Source organism: Gloeomargarita sp. SRBZ-1_bins_9 (assembly GCA_039794565.1).
In the GTDB taxonomy this organism is placed as follows: Bacteria; Cyanobacteriota; Cyanobacteriia; order Gloeomargaritales; family Gloeomargaritaceae; genus Gloeomargarita.
Genome location: JAUQVX010000002.1, coordinates 280637 through 296380, shown reverse-complemented (window position 1 = coordinate 296380; position 15744 = coordinate 280637). Strand labels below are relative to the sequence as shown.

Here is a 15744-nt window from a genome sequence, read left to right as displayed (position 1 = left end):
AATCAGGCCTCTCCCAGGTCTGGGTTAGCAAGGCAAGGGATTACGGCAAAACCAAGCTACAGCCCACCAGGGCCAAAGCCACCCCCAGCCAAGACCGGCGGCTGACCGGTTCCCCACCAGCCCAAGCCCACAACAGGCCAAACAGGGGACTGGTGCTGCTGAGGGTCTGGGCAATCCCCGCCGGCATCCATTTCAAGGCCAACTGTTGGAGCCATAACCCCAGATAAGTACTCAAAAAAGCGGTCATCGCAATCACCGGTAACCATTTCAGCGGCAGGCGTCGGATGTCCCAGGCGTTCCGGCGCAACCCCCAGCTTAGGACCAGCAACCCCGCTGTCAAGCTGATGGTGGCGCTCCACCGAGGACTGATGTCCGACCCTGCCAGAGCCGCCCGCGCCAACACCACACTTGCCCCCTGGGCCAGAGCATACAGGCTACCCCAGGCCAACCCCTGCCAGAAACGCCGCCGTTTCCCCCCCATCGTCAGGGGTTCTGTCACCGCCAGGATGACCCCGAGCACCGTCAAGGCCATCCCCAGCAGTTGCATCGGCTGCAACCGTTCCCCCAGCGTCCACCAGGCCAGCAGCGTCACTACCACCGGCGACAGTTTATCCATCACCAGGGTTTGGGACACCCCCAGGGTAGGCAGCGCCTGCAAAAAAGCCGTATCACCGATACCAATCCCCAGGATGCCGCTTAAGGCCAAAGCCAGTCACGTATCCGGGGCTACCGCCGGCCAGGGTTCCCGTTGCAGCCCTAACGTCAGGAGCAACATCCCCAGGGCCATCACACCCTCTAACCAATTCAAAGTCAGCGGCCCCAAAACCTTCGTCAGCATCGCGTAGATTTGCGACACAAAAGCCACCAACGACGCATCTAACAACGCCGCCCAGGCGCCCTGCCACACCATAAACTATTCCTCCCCGATAAACCTAAACATTTCTCAGCTGCTTGGGTATCCTTGGTGTCCGGTGATGGACAGCCGAAAAGGCAAATCCGAACCCCCAAATACCCTGCAGCTCAAGCCATCGCAGTTGATAATTTCTCAAAAAATTTAAAGGATGTATAGCTCAGGCTGCTATGGCAAGCCCATCTATCGCATCAATTTCCACCCCCTAACACTGATTGGGACTGCGTCCAAAACAACCACGCCATCGTGACTCTTCGATTCCCAGTCCATTCTGGTGTCATTTTAGCATTGATGGCCCCTGGGGCAGCCAGTTTGTGAACTGCCAGCGCTCCCCAACACCCCAGAAACCCCTTACCGAGCTTGTTCCCGCCGCCCCCGTTAAGGGCTGGTCCTCCGGCAGGTCCACCACCAGCAGGTAACCCGTCATCCGTCCGCCACTGGCTTGGCTCAACACCTCCAGAATGGCCGGCATATCCGCCTGGAGCAACTCCCCCTGCGGCCCGTAGCGTTCCAAGGCCGTTAGGCATCCCAGGGCGGGATTCCATGGGTGTTGTCCTGCCGGTGGTCGCACAAACAGGGCCGGGTCGTCGCCCGTGCCGTGAAGGCGCAATAAATTCCGGCCCAAGCGCCCAGCGTGGTAACTCTGGTGCAGGGGGTGATAGTCCCGCCAGCTAGGGGGCAAAAGGGCTTGGTAGTCCGCCAGGGAACCCCGAAACGGCCCCGGTTGTTCTGGGAAAAACGCCTGCACCCCCGTTTCCCAGGGCAAAAACAGCTTTACCAAGGGAAATTGCCCATAGGCCCGGAACAATTCCCCGTCGCGCCCCGGCGTGATGCCCTCGACCCGCTGCAACCCCTGGGGCGTTTGTCCATAGGTAAATGGCCAGTCCAGGGCATACACCGATTGCAGCAGCAGGGGTCGCGACCATATTTGCCCGTTTTCCCGGTAAAACTCGCCCCGCTGGTCTTTGACCCACAACCGGCAGGGGCGCCAGCGGTTGGTATGGCAGAAAACGTACAACTGCATTTCCTGGGGATGGGCTTGCCAGGCCAGCAGGTCGGCCACAGGAGGCAAAGGCGGCGGCGCTTGTTCCAAATCCTCAAGGACCCGGGCCAGCAAATCAGGGGGCGTAGGGAATCGCCGGCGGACCTGGTCAATCAGCCCTCGCCGTTGGGGCAGGGGGAGCGGGCGGGCCAGGGTATTTACGGCCAGGGCCACCCAGGGGGGATGGGGGCTGGTGCGCACCACCTGTTCCAGACCCGGTTGCAGGTAAGGCCGGCTGGCGGGGTGTTGCTGGAAGTATAGATGACTAACTTGCAGGGCCTGGGTGAGGATGGCCTGCTCGGTGGGGGTCGGGGGATTGGTCTGGGCGCGGACGAGCAACCGTTGCAGGGCCTGCCAGACATAGGGCTGTTGGGGTTGCCGGAGAGCCGTGGCCCAGAGCAGGCGGCGCCAGTGGGTGGCCTGGGCGTCGGTCAGGGGGTAACGGTCCAGGTCGTAATGGGCCGGTTGCAACCGCTGCTGTTCCCGCTGGAGTTGTTCGCGGCGGGCCGAGGCGGTCGCCAGGGGTTGGGGCTGCCCTGCCCAGCTCGTCCCCAGTAGCCAAGCCCCGGCCAAGGCAGTACCATAGAAACATATCATTCGGGGAAAAACCATGCCGGTTGTCCTGTTGTACCTGACCCTTGTGGGTGCATACCTATCGGTGTTGCCCCTGGCGATTTATTTTTACCTGAAAAGCCGCTGGTATGTCGCCAGTTCCTGGGAGCGGGTGTTTATGTATTTTTTGGTCTTTTTCTTTTTCCCCGGCCTGTTATTGTGGGGACCGTTTTTGAACTTCCGCAACCAGCCTCGCTCTTTGCCCTGAACTAGATTTGGCCGTGCCACTGGCCGCTGCTGATCCGTTCGGCTACCAGCTGACGGGTTTCGGGGTCCAATTGGGCCTTGCTTAACTCCAGGATGTCAATAATGGCGTTTTTCAGGTTCACCCCGCAGAACTTGGCCTGCCGCAGTTGGGCACCGGTTAAGTCGGCCCCGTCGAAATTGGTGCGGTATAGGTTGGCCAAGCGCAAATCCGCCCCCCGCAGATTGGCCTGGAAGAAGGTGGTACGACTGAGATTGGCTTCCACCAAGCTGGCCCGTTCTAAAATGGCCCGGCTGAGGTTGGTGCGGACCAAAACCGAACCGTACACCAGGCGCCCCCCTTCCTGATCGGGTAAAATGACCGTGCCCAGGTAAGCACCTTTGAGATTGGCCTCCGTCAAATTGACTTCGTACATATTGGCGCCGCTGAGATTGGTGTAGCTCAGGTTGGCCCCACTCAAATTGGCCCCCATGAGATTGATGCGGCTGAGATTCAACCCTTGCAAATCAATACCGCTGAAATTTCGTTCACCCGCTTGATAGGCCCGTAGCAATCCATTCAGGTTGGCCTCGGCGGTCAGGCCTTCTTCGATGAGCGCCATGGTAGAGGGTTGGCAACACCTTGTTCTATTGTAGTTGTGCTCAGCTAAAGGTGAGTTCCGCTAGGGGGTAATGTTGGAGGGATTCACGCCGTCAGATACCCCAGAGGTCGGCCCGGTAGGGACTGCCGCCTATCCAGCGGGTTGCAGGGCAGGGGAAACGGTCTATCCATGGGTGCACATTAAGATAGGATACAGAGAATCTTGCGATCAGGCATTGGGCAGTCCATGACCAGGGTGGTGGGTATCGATCTAGGGACAACCAATTCAGTCGTCGCCGTCATGGAAGGGGGGAGGCCGGTGGTGCTCCCCAACAGTGAAGGTAGCCGCACAACCCCCAGCGTAGTGGGCTTTTCGCGGGAGGGAGAACGATTGGTGGGTCAACTGGCCCGGCGGCAGGCCGTCCTCGACCCCAAAAACACGTTCTATGGGGTGAAACGGTTAATGGGAATGACCTATGATGAATTGCCGCCGGTGGCCCGTCGCGTGCCCTATACCATTCGCCGGGGACCCCGCAACCGGGTGGAGGTCTACTGTCCCCGCCTGGACCAGACCTTTGCCCCGGAAGAACTCTCAGCCATGATTTTGCGCAAACTGGCCGACGATGCGGAGCAGGTGCTGGGGTATCCAGTGACGGAGGTGGTCATTACTGTGCCCGCCTACTTCAACGACGCCCAACGCCAGGCCACCCGAGATGCGGGGCGTATAGCGGGATTGGAGGTCAAACGGATCCTCAACGAACCCACGGCAGCGGCCCTGGCCTACGGGCTGGATAAAAAAGAGGACCAAACGGTGCTGGTGTTTGACCTGGGCGGGGGAACCTTCGATGTGTCCATCCTGGAAATCAGCCAGGGGGTGTTCGAGGTGCGGGCCACAGCGGGCGATACCCAATTGGGGGGCGTGGATTTTGACCAGCGCATCGTCAATTGGTTGGCAGAGCAGTTCCAGAAGGAGCACGGCATTGACCTGCGCCGGGAGCGACAAGCGTTTCAACGACTGCTAGAGGCGGCGGAAAAGGCCAAGATTGAGCTATCCAGCGTGCCCAGCACCCTGATTAACCTCCCCTTTATCACGGCGACGGAGGAGGGGCCGTTACACCTGGAGGCCGAACTCAGCCGCAGTACGCTGGAATCCCTGTGCGCCGATTTGCTGGATCGCCTGCGGGGACCGGTGGACCAGGCCCTAGACGACAGCGGGTTGGACCCGGCGGATATTGATGCGGTGTTGCTGGTGGGGGGGTCAACCCGGATGCCCATGGTGCGGCAATTGGTGCGGGACATGCTGGGCCAGGAACCCTACCAGGGCCTCAACCCAGAGGAGGTGGTGGCCATGGGGGCGGCCATTCAAGGGGCAGTCCTAGCGGGAGACCTGCGGGATGTGCTGCTGTTGGATGTCACGCCCCTGTCGTTGGGGTTGGAAACCGCTAACGGGATGATGAAAACCCTGATCCCCCGCAACACCCCCATCCCCGTGCGCCGCTCTGACATTTTCTCCACTGCCGAAGACAACCAGAGTGCCGTCGAAATCCACATCCTCCAGGGGGAACGGCCCCTGGCCAGCGGCAACAAATCCCTTGGACGGTTTCGTTTGACGGGCATTCCCCCGGCGCCCAAGGGGTTGCCCCAGGTGCAAGTCGCCTTTGACATTGACGCCAACGGCATCCTCCAGGTCTCAGCCCAGGACCGGCAAACCGGGCGACAACACACCATTACCATCCAAGATGCAGCCAGCCTCACCCCCAGCGAAATCGAAAAAATGCTGGCCGATGCGGAGCGGGCTGCCCCCAGCGACCAGGCCCAGAAGCAAAAAATTGAGCGCTGTCAAAAAGCGGAAGCCCTGATCCAAAAGGCGGAGCGGCAACTGCGCCAGGTAACCCTAGATTATGGGTTTCTGTTTTTGCGGGAGCGGCGGCAGAAGATGGAGCAATTGATCCAAGCCCTGCGGCGCAGCCTGGCGGCCAAGGATTTGGTCAAAGTGGACCGGCTCACCACCCGGTTGCAGGATCAGCTCAACGAACTCATGGCCATCGTCCGCCAACAACAGCAGGAGGATGACCTGCCCTGGTTTACGCCCCCCTGGAGCCGGTTAGAGGACAGCCCCAGTTACCGCCGTCGCCGTGAGTGGGACGATGAGAACTGGTAGTGCCATGCGCAACTTCCGCAACTACTACCAAATCCTCGGGGTGGACCGCAACGCCAGCTTGGCCGAGATCAAGCGCGCCTACCGGCAACTGGCCCGGAAGTACCATCCCGACTTGAACCCGGGGGACAAGCAGGCCGAGGAAATGTTCAAAATCATCGGCGAGGCCTACCAGGTGCTCTCCGACAGCGAAAAGCGGGCCGAGTACAACCGCTATGGCCAGTACTGGCAGCAAAAGGGCTTCCAGGGGGAACCGCCGCCCCGGGGCAGCAGCGCCTTTGACTACGGGCGTTTTGCCGACTTCCAGGACTTTTTGGACCAGTTGTTGACCCGCTTTACCCGTCGCAACGGCTCGCCCCCTCCACCCGACTGGGACGACAACGGCCCGGCGGACATCGAGGCTCGCTTGCACCTGTCCCTGCACCAGGCCTATCGGGGTGGGCGCCAGCGCCTGAGTATTGGGGGACGTACCCTGGAGGTGAATTTGCCCCCCGGCATGGTCACCGGACAACGCATCCGCCTGCGCCACCAGGGGGAAAACGGCGGCGATCTGTACCTCAAGATTTACGTCACCCCCGACGAACACCTGCGTCTAGAGGGCGACGACATTTACTGCACAGTGCCCGTGACCCCCAGCGAGGCCATCCTGGGCGCCCAAATACCCGTCCCCACCTTGGACGGCACGGTTAAACTGACGATTCCCCCCCGCGTCCAGAACCACCAGCGGCTGCGCCTGCCAGGTCGCGGTTATCCCCGGGAAGACGGCACCCGCGGCGACCAGATTGTGGAGGTGGTGATCCAAATCCCCACCGAACTGTCCCCAGAAGAACTACAACTCTACGAAAAAATCCGCCAGATGGAGCGCTTTAACCCCCGCCGGGACCAGAAACCCCAACCGTAACCTCCAACCTAAAGAGATGATTAAAAATCCCGGGGAACGGTTGTTGGGTAGGCCATACTAAAAAACAGGGTTGAGAAAGGAACCAGCGCTATAAAGGTTCCTACCTTCAATAGGGGTATCAATCAGAACCAGCGCCATAAAGGTTCTGCTTGTTAAACACGGAAAGGGGGGCTGGGTAACCGGTTCCCCTTAAACTTTAGGGGGCAAAACAGGGGGATGGGCCATGGCACAATAGAACAGGATTGTTCTGTGGCCTTGGTTATGACCGCGACGCCCGTCAGTCACTTGCGCAATTTTTGCATCATTGCCCACATTGACCACGGCAAGTCAACCCTGGCGGACCGGCTGTTGCAGGTGACGGGTACGGTAGCCGAGCGGGAGATGCGGGACCAATTCCTGGACAACATGGACCTGGAGCGGGAGCGGGGCATCACGATCAAATTGCAGGCAGCCCGGATGAACTATCGTGCCCGCAATGGGGAGACCTATGTCCTGAATTTGATCGACACACCGGGTCATGTAGACTTTTCCTATGAGGTGTCCCGGTCCCTGGCGGCCTGTGAGGGGGCGTTGCTGGTGGTGGATGCCTCCCAGGGGGTGGAAGCCCAAACCCTGGCGAACGTGTACATGGCCCTGGAGCACGACCTGGAAATTATCCCGGTGATCAACAAAATTGACCTACCAGCGGCCAACCCGGAACGGGTGAAGCGGGAAATCGAAGAGATTATTGGGCTGGACTGTTCTCAGGCGATCCTAGCGTCGGCCAAAGAGGGCGTCGGCATTGAGGACATCCTGGAGGCGGTGGTGCAGCGCATCCCTCCCCCCCAGGACCGGCGGGACCAGCCCCTGCGCGCCCTGATTTTTGACAGTTACTACGACCCCTATCGCGGGGTGGTGGTGTATCTGCGGGTCGTGGATGGCTGTTGCCGCAAAGGGGACCGCATCCGCCTGATGGCCTCCGGTAAGGAATACGAGGTGGACGAACTGGGGGTCATGTCGCCCCATCAGGTGCCGGTAGAGGACCTGCAGGCGGGGGAAGTGGGCTATCTGACGGCGGCTATTAAGACGGTGGAGGATGCGCGGGTGGGGGATACAATTACCCTGGCGACCCAACCGGCCAGCGCACCCCTGCCGGGTTACAAGGAGGCCAAGCCCATGGTGTTTTGTGGGTTGTTTCCCGTCAATGCCGACGACTATGCCGATTTGCGGGACGCCCTGGCCAAACTCAAGCTCAACGATGCGGCCTTGCACTACGAGCCGGAGAATTCCTCGGCCATGGGGATGGGCTTTCGCTGTGGGTTTTTGGGGCTGTTGCACATGGAAATCGTCCAGGAGCGGCTGGAGCGGGAGTACAACCTGGACCTGGTGGTGACGGCTCCCTCGGTGGTCTATCGGGTGACCTTGAATAACGGCACGGTGGTCGAGATAGACAATCCCGGCGACTTGCCCGCCCCCCACGAGCGCCGCCAGATCGAGGAACCCTACGTACAGGTGGAGATCATCACCCCAGAAGCCTACGTGGGCGCCCTGATGGAACTGGCCCAGTCCCGCCGGGGGGAATTCAAGGACATGCGCTACCTGACGCCGGAGCGGGCGGTGCTGGTGTACGACCTCCCCCTGGCGGAGGTGGTGACCGACTTTTTTGACCAGATGAAGTCCCGGTCCCGGGGCTACGCCAGCATGGAATACCAGTGGGTGGGCTACCGGCCTAGCGACCTGGTCAAGCTGGACATCCTCATTAACGACGAACCGGCGGATGCCCTGGCCACCATCGTGCACCGGGACAAGGCCTATCAGGTGGGCAAAGCGCTGGTGCAGAAACTCAAGGAACTCATCCCCCGCCACCAGTTCCGGGTGCCCATCCAAGCGGCCATCGGCAGTCGGGTGATCGCCAGCGAGTCCATCCCGCCCCTGCGCAAGAACGTGCTGGCCAAGTGTTACGGTGGAGACGTCACCCGCAAGCGCAAGTTGCTGGAGAAACAAAAGGAGGGGAAAAAACGCATGAAGGCTCTCGGCAGCGTGGATGTGCCCCAGGAAGCCTTTATGGCCGTATTAAAATTAAAAACGGATTAACCCTTGTCGCCGGTGTCCCCGGGCCGCTATTCTAATCCTGATTGCCACTGCACCCGTCCCTATGCGCTACCGACGGATTCTCCTCAAGCTCAGCGGCGAGGCCCTGATGGGGCAACTGAGTTATGGGATTGACCCGGAGGTGGTGCAGGGGATTGCCCGGGAAATTGCCGAAGTGGTCAACAGTGGCGTCCAGACGGCCATTGTGGTTGGGGGCGGCAACATCTTCCGGGGGGTCAAGGGGGCAGCAGCGGGGATGGACCGGGCCACCGCCGATTATATTGGCATGTTGGCGACGGTGATGAATGCCCTGACCCTGCAGGACGCTCTGGAGCAGATTGGGGTGCAAACGCGGGTGCAAACGGCGATTTCCATGCAGGAGGTGGCCGAACCCTACATTCGTCGCCGGGCCATCCGCCATCTGGAAAAGGGGCGCGTGGTCATTTTTGCCGCCGGTTCCGGGAACCCCTTTTTCACCACCGACACCACGGCGGCGCTGCGGGCGGCGGAAATTGACGCCGAAGTGGTGTTCAAGGCCACCAAGGTGGATGGGGTGTACGACGACGACCCCAAGGTCAACCCCCACGCCCGCCGTTACCAAAGCCTGACCTACAGCCACGTGTTGACCCAGGGGTTACAGGTGATGGACGGCACCGCCATTACCCTATGTCAAGAAAACAACATTCCCATCGTGGTGTTTGACCTATCCGTACCGGGCAATATCCGTCGGGCGGTGGCAGGGGAACCCATTGGTACGATTGTGGGAGGTTACTGTGAACTTAAGTGAGATAGAAACCAAGATGCAGCAGACCCTGGAGGCCACCCAGCGGTCGTTTAATACCATTCGCACCGGCCGGGCCAATGCCGCCATCTTGGATCGGGTGATGGTGGACTATTACAATGTGCCTACCCCCTTGCGTTCCCTGGCCAACATCAGCACCCCCGATGCCACCACGATTCTCATCCAGCCCTATGACCGCTCGACCTTGGGGGCCATCGAAAAAGCGATTAGCACCTCTGATGTGGGGCTGACCCCCAACAACGACGGCAGTCAAATCCGGCTGAACATTCCCCCTTTGACGGCGGAGCGGCGCAAAGAACTGGTGAAAACCGTGCACAAGCTCGCCGAGGAAGGAAAGGTAGCCCTGCGCAACATCCGCCGGGAGGCCATTGACCAGGTGCGCAAGCAGGAGAAAGCGGCGGACATCTCCAAAGACGAATCCTTCAGCCTCCAGGAAGCCATCCAGAAGCTGACGGATAAATACATTGCCAAAATTGACGAGCTGACCCAGGCTAAGGAAAAAGAGATTATGACGGTCTAGCGCATCCGACGCTTGCGGCGGGCGTTTTTGGCCTTGCGCTTGCGCTTTTCCTGGGGCGTCTCAAAGTACTGCTTGTGTTTGATCGTGGCCAGGATCCCCGCTTTAGAGACTTGCCGTTTGAAGCGGCGCAGCGCCGATTCGATGCTTTCGTTTTCGCCCAGTACCACCTGCGTCATGAACGATGCAACCTCCTGTGTAATGACCTAACTGTCCTAACTATTTTACCCGGCACCCGGACAACTTGGCTAGGATACGGGCCAAAGGGCAAGTCCGATCGTATGATAAAAGCAAGGCCATTGCTCCAGCGATATAGGTCAGGTAGTTATGGACAAACCCCAGCCATTAACCGGCCCAGCCCTGCTAGCCAAGTTGCAAGAATTAGGTCATTTAAGCTACAAAGAAAAGGCCAAAGCTTGCGGCTATTACACGGTGACCAAAAAAGGCGTGGAACGGGTGAATGTTCAAAAATTTCGCAACGCCTTGATTGAAGCCTACGGGATTGACCTCGACAGTCAGGGCCGTAAGCCGAAGCGAACCCGTGGCGGTCGGGAGGCCAGCTACCGGGTGCGGGTGCAAGCCAATGGCAATCTGCTAATCGGTGCGGCCTATACCAAGCAGATGAACCTCAAGCCGGGGGATGAGTTTGCCATCGTCTTGGGCCGTAAGCAAATCCGTCTGACGCAAGTGACACCAGCCAACCAGGGTTAAAGCTGTCGATGGGTGTGGGGATGTTGGCGGATGTTGTCGCTATCGCGCACGGTGCGCCGACTGTTCAAAATGCGCTTGCGCTCCAGGTTGAAATTCAAGTCACAACGCTCGGTTCCCGGGGGTAGCTGCTGCCTTATCTGCGGGTGACGGCAATAGGTGCGGGCGGCGGCGATGGCCCGTTCCCAGAAATCGGCACAGGGTTGAGCCTCGGGAAAGGCTTGGGGCATCAGGGTCCCGACTTGACCAAGGGTTGTGGCGACCAGCCGGGTGTAGGAGGTGGGTACGCCCTGCAAAAGGGTGGTCAGGCTGGCACTGGGGATGGGTTCCACCAGGCGCACCTCCCGTAAACCGGTGTCCTCTTTCCAGAAACAATGGGCCAGCCCCAGGACCAAATAGGAGGCATCACTCAAATCGGCGGGCAACGGTGGCGTCATAGGCGATTCAACGCTGGGGCGTAACCCAAATAACTAGGCGTTGATTCGGTTGGAGTTGCTGGGTGGCGGCTTGGCGCAAACGGGATTGCTGGCGGGGGTCAAAGATGCGTTGGAATTGATGCTGGAGGGCTTGCACCTGGGTTTCCGTGCGGCTCACTTCCGTTTGCAATAGCTGTTGGCGCTGGCGTTGGGCGCAGTAATAGGGCCACAGGCGAGTTAAGGCCACCAGCATCCCCCCGGCGATCAGGGCTTGGAGCAACCATCCCCAGGCAAGTTCGGTCAGGGTGGGAACCGTCCTGGGGGCACGAACGACTGTAGGAGTAGGCATCAATCTGGCCGGCGACAATTCGGTTGAGTGATTTACTGTGTTTCATTGTAGTCCATGGGGTGACCGATAGGGGCGGGGGCGTGATGACCAGACGGTGGCGACAGTTTTGGGTCCTGGTGCTGGTGAGTTGTTTCTTTTGGGCCAGCATGGGACCGGTATGGGCGCAGCGCCGGAGTTTGCCTTGGCCGGTGTTGCTACAACGGGGTATCCAGATTTTCCAATGGAGCAACCTGTCCGACCGACAGGAGGTGCAGTTGGGCCGGCAAATCCACCAACAATTGCTCACCCGGGAGTTCCAGGTGCATCCCGACCCGGAATTGCAACGCTATGTGGCCGCCGTTGGCCAACGCCTGGCGCAGGTGAGCGACCGCCCCAATCTCCCCTACGAGTTCACGGTGGTGCGCAGTCCCCAGGTAAACGCCTTCGCCACCCTGGGGGGATTTGTGTATGTGACCACGGGGTTGTTGCGGGCCGCGGATAACGAAGCCCAATTGGCGGGCGTCCTGGCCCACGAAATTGGTCACATTGTCCACCGCCACCTGGTGCAGCAGTTGCGGGAGTTGGCCATTGCCCAGGGGGTGAGCACCTTGCTAGGCGTCGATGGCAGCCAGTTGACCCCTGTGCTGATGGAACTGACCCTGCGCCGGCCCCGCAGTCGCCAGCACGAGTTGGAGGCCGACGCCAGCGCTTTGCAGTACCTGTTGCGGGCCGGGTATGACGGGCGGGGTTTACCGGAGTTCCTGGCCAAATTACAGGGGTATCCGCCGGCGTTGGCGTTTTTGAGTACCCATCCGGCCCCGGCGACCCGCATTGCTGCTCTTGAGCGGGCTTTGCCCCCCAATAGTCAGGGAGAGGGAACCGACCCCAACCCCTATCGCCAGCGGGTGCTCAGCCGCCTATAACGTCACTGGACAATTAGATCTACCCGGCCCCGCCGCCCCAGCACATTGATGCTGACGCCCCCGTGGTGTAAGTACAGACCGATGTCAATAGCACCTGTCCCCACAGTGAGGTTTTGCAGGGTGACATGGGGCAACCACAGGGGCAAGGTCGGTTGTTGCAAGTACACCCGTTGGGTCGCCCCTTCGATCTCTAGACCCAGACAAGCCTGGAGGAGCAAAAACACACTCGCTGACGCCCAAGCTTGGGGCAAGCAGGCCACCGGATACAGGGTCGGACCTTCCCGCTGGCGCCGGGCAAACCCGCAAAAGAGTTCCGGTAGGCGTTTTAAATCCAGAAACTGGCTGGCGTCAAACAGGGCCGTCAACACCCGCACCGCCTCTTCCTTGTACCCATACCGAGCCAGCCCAGCAGCAATCAGGGCGTTATCGTGGGGCCAAATCGAGCCGTTGTGGTAGGACATAGGGTTGTAGCGGCCTTCCCCCTGGGGCACCGTGCGAATCCCCCAGCCGCTGAAAAAATGGGGTTCGAGGATCTGGGCGGCAATGCGGGCAGCGTGTTCTGGGTGGGCGATCCCCGCAAACAAACAGTGTCCCATGTTGGAACTGCGCACCCGGCAGGGTTGTTTATCCCCATCCAGCGCCAGGGCATAACCGCCGATTTCTTCGCACCAGAAGGCTCGCCAGAACCGCCGTTGTAAATCTAATGCCTGTTGCCGTAGGGTAGCTGCCCGTTCCCACTGCTCTAGGGCCTCGGCCATTTGGGCGGCCTGGAGTTTCGCCTCATAGACATATCCCTGCACCTCGCACAGGGCCAAAGGCGGTTCCGCAATCGTCCCATTGGGATAAAAAATGGCATCGTCGGAGTCCTTCCAACCCTGGTTGCGCAGGCCCGTGTGCACCTTGCGGGCGTACTCTACGAATCCATCCCCATCCCGGTCGCCGTAGGTATCCATCCAGCGCAACGCCGCCTCCACGTGGGGCCACAACTGGGCTAACAATGCCCGGTCCCCCGTGCGCCGGAAATAACGCCCCGCCAGCACGACAAATAGGGGTGTGGCGTCAATGCTGCCGTAATACTGACCGAAGGGCACCTCCCGGGTCTTAGCCATTTCCCCCTGGCGCTGCTCGTGCAGGATTTTCCCCGGTTCCGCATCCCGGCTGGGGTCCTCCTCCGTGGCCTGCTGGGCTGCCAGGTACAATAGCACCCCCCGGGCAATGTCGGGATACCACCACAGGGTTGCCAGGGCCGTGATCAACCCATCCCGCCCAAACACCGTACTGAACCAGGGCACGCCCGCGTAGGGATACAGGCCATAGGGGGTTTCCGTGAGCATCATCAGCAGGTCATCCCGGGAGGCGTTCAGCCAATCGTTGAACTGGGCGTTGCCCGTATCCAGGTGAGCTGCCTGGCTGCGCAACCGTTGGCGATGGGTCCGTTCCGCCTGTAGGGCCTGGTCGTAGGTCAATACCGTCAGCGTCTCCCCCCCATAGGCGCACACCACCGTCAGCCACAGGTCCTGTTCCTGCTGGGGCGCCAACGTCACCCACCACTGGGCCGTATCCGCCGACACCACCGTAGGCGCGGGGTCGAACAAGAGATGGGTTTGGCGCTCCACATTGTCCAGCCCCCAGTAGCGCAGCACCACCCGCTCCGATTGCACCTGGGATGGCAGACTATTGCCCTGGCGGTTGCGCCGGATGCCCCGCAGCTCAAAAATATCGGCAAAGTCTGCCTCATAGCGCAAGGTCAGGGGAATGCGAAACGTTTGGGAACCGTAGTTATGCACCCGGATCCGCTGGTAGGCCGCGTTTTGCCACAAAAAGGTGGTGCGAAACACGTGGATGGTGTCCTGGCCGATGAACTGGCCCTGGGAGGTGGTGAACTCCGGGTTGGTCAAATCCACCGCCAGGATGTCCTTGTCCTCGCGCACTTCGGAACTGAGCAGCAAAAACTGTTTGCCCTCCAGGTCCAGCACCAAGCGGGACAAAAACCGCGTGTCATCCCGAAACAGGCCGTGGTCACCGATGCCCAGGGGACGCATATGTCCCAGCCGGTCAAAAATGGCAAAGCAATTGTCGTGCTTGAGGACGTGGGGCCGGCTTTCCACCAGGGACGCTTGCGCCCGGATGTAGTACTGGTCCTGGTACTGGATAATGTCGTCCGCCATGGGGTACCCGGTTACCGTACAACGTCCCTAGGTTAGCAAGCGGGGTTAGGGGGTGGCTACGTGGCCCGTTCCGCCAGCAGTTGCCGGTAGAGAGCCTCGTAGTCATCCGTCATCCGTTCCACACTAAAGCGCTTTTCAAAGATTTGTCGCACTCGCTGGCGGCTGAGTTCCCCCACCTTGCCCACGGCTTCCACCGCCGCCGCCACCGAATCTACCACAAACCCCGTTTCCCCATCCGCCATCACCTCCGGCACCGAGCCACAACGCATGGCAATCACCGGCGTTCCACAGGCCATAGCTTCAATCATCACCAGGCCAAAGGGTTCCGGCCAACGGATGGGAAACAGCACCGCGTAGGCCCGGCCCAGAAACTCGCTTTTATCCTTCTCCGTAATTTCGCCAATGAGTTCCACCAGGGGGTTGCCCCGCACCAGGGGTTCGATCTGGGATTCGTAATAAAAGCGGTCCACCCGGTCAATCTTAATCGACGCCTTCAGGGGCATGCCCAAGCGGGTGGCAATTTCAATGGCCGTGTCCAATCCCTTTTCCGGCGACACCCGCCCCAAAAAGGCCAGGTAATCCCCCGGTTCCGGGTAAAAGGGGTGCAAATCCAGGGGCAATCCGTGATAGACCGTGCCGATCCAGCGGGCCTGGGGCAAGGGCGTCCGTTGGGCGTGGGAAATGGACACCACCGGTATATCACCGAATTCGTCATACAGGGGTTGCAGCTCGGGAATGTCCAACCGCCCGTGCAACGTACTCAAAAACGCCACCTGGGGATGCCGCCGCGCCAATGGGTACGGGAAATAGTCCACATGGCCGTGAATCACGTCGAACTCCTGGGCCATTTGAAAAACCTTTTCCACCATCAGGATGTGGGGAGCGACGGCGTCAATGGCGTTGGGGTCGAGGCGTAGGGCCCGGGGGCAAAAGGGCACCAACCGCGCCTGAGTTTGAGAATCACCGCTGGCAAACAATGTCACCTCATGACCCCGGCGCACCAGTTCTTCCGTTAACCAATAGACCACCCGTTCCGTGCCGCCGTAGAGTTTAGGGGGAACGCTTTCGTGTAAAGGGGCAATCTGGGCAATCCGCATCGCAACTGTCTGACGGAATAGCTTTGGATTTAGCACAAAGGGGCCGCTCTTGACAAGGGCAGAGAAGTCCGCTAGTTAACTTTAGATAGGCGGTGGAGGAGTTGCTGATGTCAGATGTGCGCTGTGACCGCTGTGGCAAGTACCTGTCCTACAGCGATTTTCAATGGGCCAAGCGCTGTCAGAACCCCTATGGACGCAGCCATCTCATTTGCTTTGATTGCTACAGCGGTTTAAGCTGCCCCATCTGTGGCTCGCTGCTGGAGAACGCGGAGTAAAACAGACCGGTTCAGACAAAAGCAGGGATGTAA

General features: G+C 60.0%; 18 protein-coding genes. 9 read left to right on the top strand and 9 right to left on the bottom strand.

Going from position 1 to position 15744, the window contains the following annotated elements:
* Positions 1-40: 40 nt before the first annotated feature.
* The 3 genes from Q6L55_03985 to Q6L55_03975 form a co-directional block, all read right to left on the bottom strand.
* Complete coding sequence (locus tag Q6L55_03985; protein MEN9257876.1) at positions 41-706, bottom strand: DMT family transporter; 666 nt, start codon at positions 704-706, stop codon at positions 41-43.
* Positions 707-712: 6 nt separating this feature from the next.
* Complete coding sequence (locus Q6L55_03980) at positions 713-910, bottom strand: hypothetical protein (protein MEN9257875.1); 198 nt, start codon at positions 908-910, stop codon at positions 713-715.
* 277 nt (positions 911-1187) lie between these two features.
* Positions 1188-2549, bottom strand: coding sequence for a hypothetical protein (locus Q6L55_03975; GenBank protein ID MEN9257874.1), 1362 nt, complete (start codon positions 2547-2549; stop codon positions 1188-1190).
* A 13-nt stretch (positions 2550-2562) separates the two neighbouring features.
* On the opposite strand from Q6L55_03975, the gene ndhL reads away from it, so the two are divergent.
* Entirely contained in the window at positions 2563-2772 is a 210-nt protein-coding gene (gene ndhL / locus Q6L55_03970) for an NAD(P)H-quinone oxidoreductase subunit L (protein MEN9257873.1), read from the top strand.
* Position 2773: 1 nt separating this feature from the next.
* On the opposite strand, the gene Q6L55_03965 is transcribed toward ndhL, so the two are convergent.
* Entirely contained in the window at positions 2774-3370 is a 597-nt protein-coding gene (locus tag Q6L55_03965; protein ID MEN9257872.1) for a pentapeptide repeat-containing protein, read from the bottom strand.
* A gap of 225 nt (positions 3371-3595) precedes the next feature.
* Between Q6L55_03965 and dnaK the strand changes: the two genes are divergently transcribed.
* The 5 genes from dnaK to frr all read left to right on the top strand — a co-directional run bounded on the left by dnaK (position 3596) and on the right by frr (position 9799).
* Entirely contained in the window at positions 3596-5509 is a 1914-nt protein-coding gene (dnaK, locus tag Q6L55_03960; GenBank protein MEN9257871.1) for a molecular chaperone DnaK, read from the top strand.
* Positions 5496-6407 (top strand): J domain-containing protein, encoded by a 912-nt coding sequence (locus tag Q6L55_03955; GenBank protein MEN9257870.1) that lies wholly within the window; start codon positions 5496-5498, stop codon positions 6405-6407. Before dnaK ends, Q6L55_03955 begins: the two co-directional genes overlap by 14 nt.
* A gap of 261 nt (positions 6408-6668) precedes the next feature.
* Complete coding sequence (gene lepA / locus Q6L55_03950) at positions 6669-8480, top strand: translation elongation factor 4 (protein MEN9257869.1); 1812 nt, start codon at positions 6669-6671, stop codon at positions 8478-8480.
* A 61-nt stretch (positions 8481-8541) separates the two neighbouring features.
* Positions 8542-9264 carry a UMP kinase gene (pyrH, locus tag Q6L55_03945; GenBank protein ID MEN9257868.1) on the top strand — a complete coding sequence of 241 codons (723 nt, stop codon included), beginning with the start codon at positions 8542-8544 and terminating at the stop codon, positions 9262-9264.
* Between the two features lie 13 nt (positions 9265-9277).
* On the top strand, positions 9278-9799 hold the full coding sequence (gene frr, locus Q6L55_03940) for a ribosome recycling factor (GenBank protein ID MEN9257867.1): 522 nt from the start codon (positions 9278-9280) through the stop codon (positions 9797-9799).
* Here frr and rpsU read toward each other — a convergent pair.
* Complete coding sequence (gene rpsU, locus Q6L55_03935) at positions 9796-9975, bottom strand: 30S ribosomal protein S21 (GenBank protein MEN9257866.1); 180 nt, start codon at positions 9973-9975, stop codon at positions 9796-9798. The genes frr and rpsU overlap by 4 nt on opposite strands.
* Positions 9976-10123: 148 nt before the next feature.
* Between rpsU and Q6L55_03930 the strand changes: the two genes are divergently transcribed.
* The gene (locus Q6L55_03930; protein MEN9257865.1) at positions 10124-10507 is read left to right on the top strand and encodes an AbrB family transcriptional regulator; all 384 of its coding nucleotides are present in this window, start codon (positions 10124-10126) and stop codon (positions 10505-10507) included.
* Here Q6L55_03930 and Q6L55_03925 read toward each other — a convergent pair.
* Both Q6L55_03925 and Q6L55_03920 read right to left on the bottom strand, forming a co-directional pair.
* Positions 10504-10941 carry a hypothetical protein gene (locus Q6L55_03925; protein ID MEN9257864.1) on the bottom strand — a complete coding sequence of 146 codons (438 nt, stop codon included), beginning with the start codon at positions 10939-10941 and terminating at the stop codon, positions 10504-10506. The genes Q6L55_03930 and Q6L55_03925 overlap by 4 nt on opposite strands.
* Positions 10942-10948: 7 nt before the next feature.
* The gene (locus tag Q6L55_03920; GenBank protein MEN9257863.1) at positions 10949-11269 is read right to left on the bottom strand and encodes a hypothetical protein; all 321 of its coding nucleotides are present in this window, start codon (positions 11267-11269) and stop codon (positions 10949-10951) included.
* Between the two features lie 83 nt (positions 11270-11352).
* Here Q6L55_03920 and Q6L55_03915 point away from each other — a divergent pair, with 83 nt between their 5' ends.
* Positions 11353-12171: a M48 family metallopeptidase gene (locus Q6L55_03915; GenBank protein MEN9257862.1), complete on the top strand. Its 819-nt coding sequence runs from the start codon at positions 11353-11355 to the stop codon at positions 12169-12171.
* Between the two features lie 2 nt (positions 12172-12173).
* Here the strand turns inward: Q6L55_03915 and Q6L55_03910 are convergent, their stop codons facing one another.
* Together Q6L55_03910 and Q6L55_03905 are read right to left on the bottom strand one after the other, a co-directional pair.
* A complete protein-coding gene (locus Q6L55_03910) occupies positions 12174-14339 on the bottom strand; it encodes an amylo-alpha-1,6-glucosidase (GenBank protein ID MEN9257861.1) in 2166 nt (721 codons plus the stop codon).
* A 56-nt stretch (positions 14340-14395) separates the two neighbouring features.
* A complete protein-coding gene (locus Q6L55_03905) occupies positions 14396-15436 on the bottom strand; it encodes a glycosyltransferase family 4 protein (protein MEN9257860.1) in 1041 nt (346 codons plus the stop codon).
* A gap of 92 nt (positions 15437-15528) precedes the next feature.
* Between Q6L55_03905 and Q6L55_03900 the strand changes: the two genes are divergently transcribed.
* Positions 15529-15711, top strand: coding sequence for a hypothetical protein (locus Q6L55_03900; protein MEN9257859.1), 183 nt, complete (start codon positions 15529-15531; stop codon positions 15709-15711).
* The last annotated feature ends 33 nt before the right edge of the window (positions 15712-15744 follow it).

Coding starts and splice junctions, on each gene's coding strand:
- Q6L55_03920 (MEN9257863.1), bottom strand. CDS start 11,269: ATGCCTACTCCTACAGTCGTTCGTGCCCCCAGGACGGTTCCCACCCTG.
- Q6L55_03955 (MEN9257870.1), top strand. CDS start 5,496: ATGAGAACTGGTAGTGCCATGCGCAACTTCCGCAACTACTACCAAATC.
- Q6L55_03905 (MEN9257860.1), bottom strand. CDS start 15,436: ATGCGGATTGCCCAGATTGCCCCTTTACACGAAAGCGTTCCCCCTAAA.
- lepA (MEN9257869.1), top strand. CDS start 6,669: ATGACCGCGACGCCCGTCAGTCACTTGCGCAATTTTTGCATCATTGCC.
- Q6L55_03975 (MEN9257874.1), bottom strand. CDS start 2,549: ATGATATGTTTCTATGGTACTGCCTTGGCCGGGGCTTGGCTACTGGGG.
- dnaK (MEN9257871.1), top strand. CDS start 3,596: ATGACCAGGGTGGTGGGTATCGATCTAGGGACAACCAATTCAGTCGTC.
- Q6L55_03930 (MEN9257865.1), top strand. CDS start 10,124: ATGGACAAACCCCAGCCATTAACCGGCCCAGCCCTGCTAGCCAAGTTG.
- Q6L55_03965 (MEN9257872.1), bottom strand. CDS start 3,370: ATGGCGCTCATCGAAGAAGGCCTGACCGCCGAGGCCAACCTGAATGGA.
- rpsU (MEN9257866.1), bottom strand. CDS start 9,975: ATGACGCAGGTGGTACTGGGCGAAAACGAAAGCATCGAATCGGCGCTG.
- Q6L55_03915 (MEN9257862.1), top strand. CDS start 11,353: ATGACCAGACGGTGGCGACAGTTTTGGGTCCTGGTGCTGGTGAGTTGT.
- frr (MEN9257867.1), top strand. CDS start 9,278: ATGCAGCAGACCCTGGAGGCCACCCAGCGGTCGTTTAATACCATTCGC.
- Q6L55_03910 (MEN9257861.1), bottom strand. CDS start 14,339: ATGGCGGACGACATTATCCAGTACCAGGACCAGTACTACATCCGGGCG.
- ndhL (MEN9257873.1), top strand. CDS start 2,563: ATGCCGGTTGTCCTGTTGTACCTGACCCTTGTGGGTGCATACCTATCG.
- pyrH (MEN9257868.1), top strand. CDS start 8,542: ATGCGCTACCGACGGATTCTCCTCAAGCTCAGCGGCGAGGCCCTGATG.
- Q6L55_03925 (MEN9257864.1), bottom strand. CDS start 10,941: ATGACGCCACCGTTGCCCGCCGATTTGAGTGATGCCTCCTATTTGGTC.
- Q6L55_03980 (MEN9257875.1), bottom strand. CDS start 910: ATGGTGTGGCAGGGCGCCTGGGCGGCGTTGTTAGATGCGTCGTTGGTG.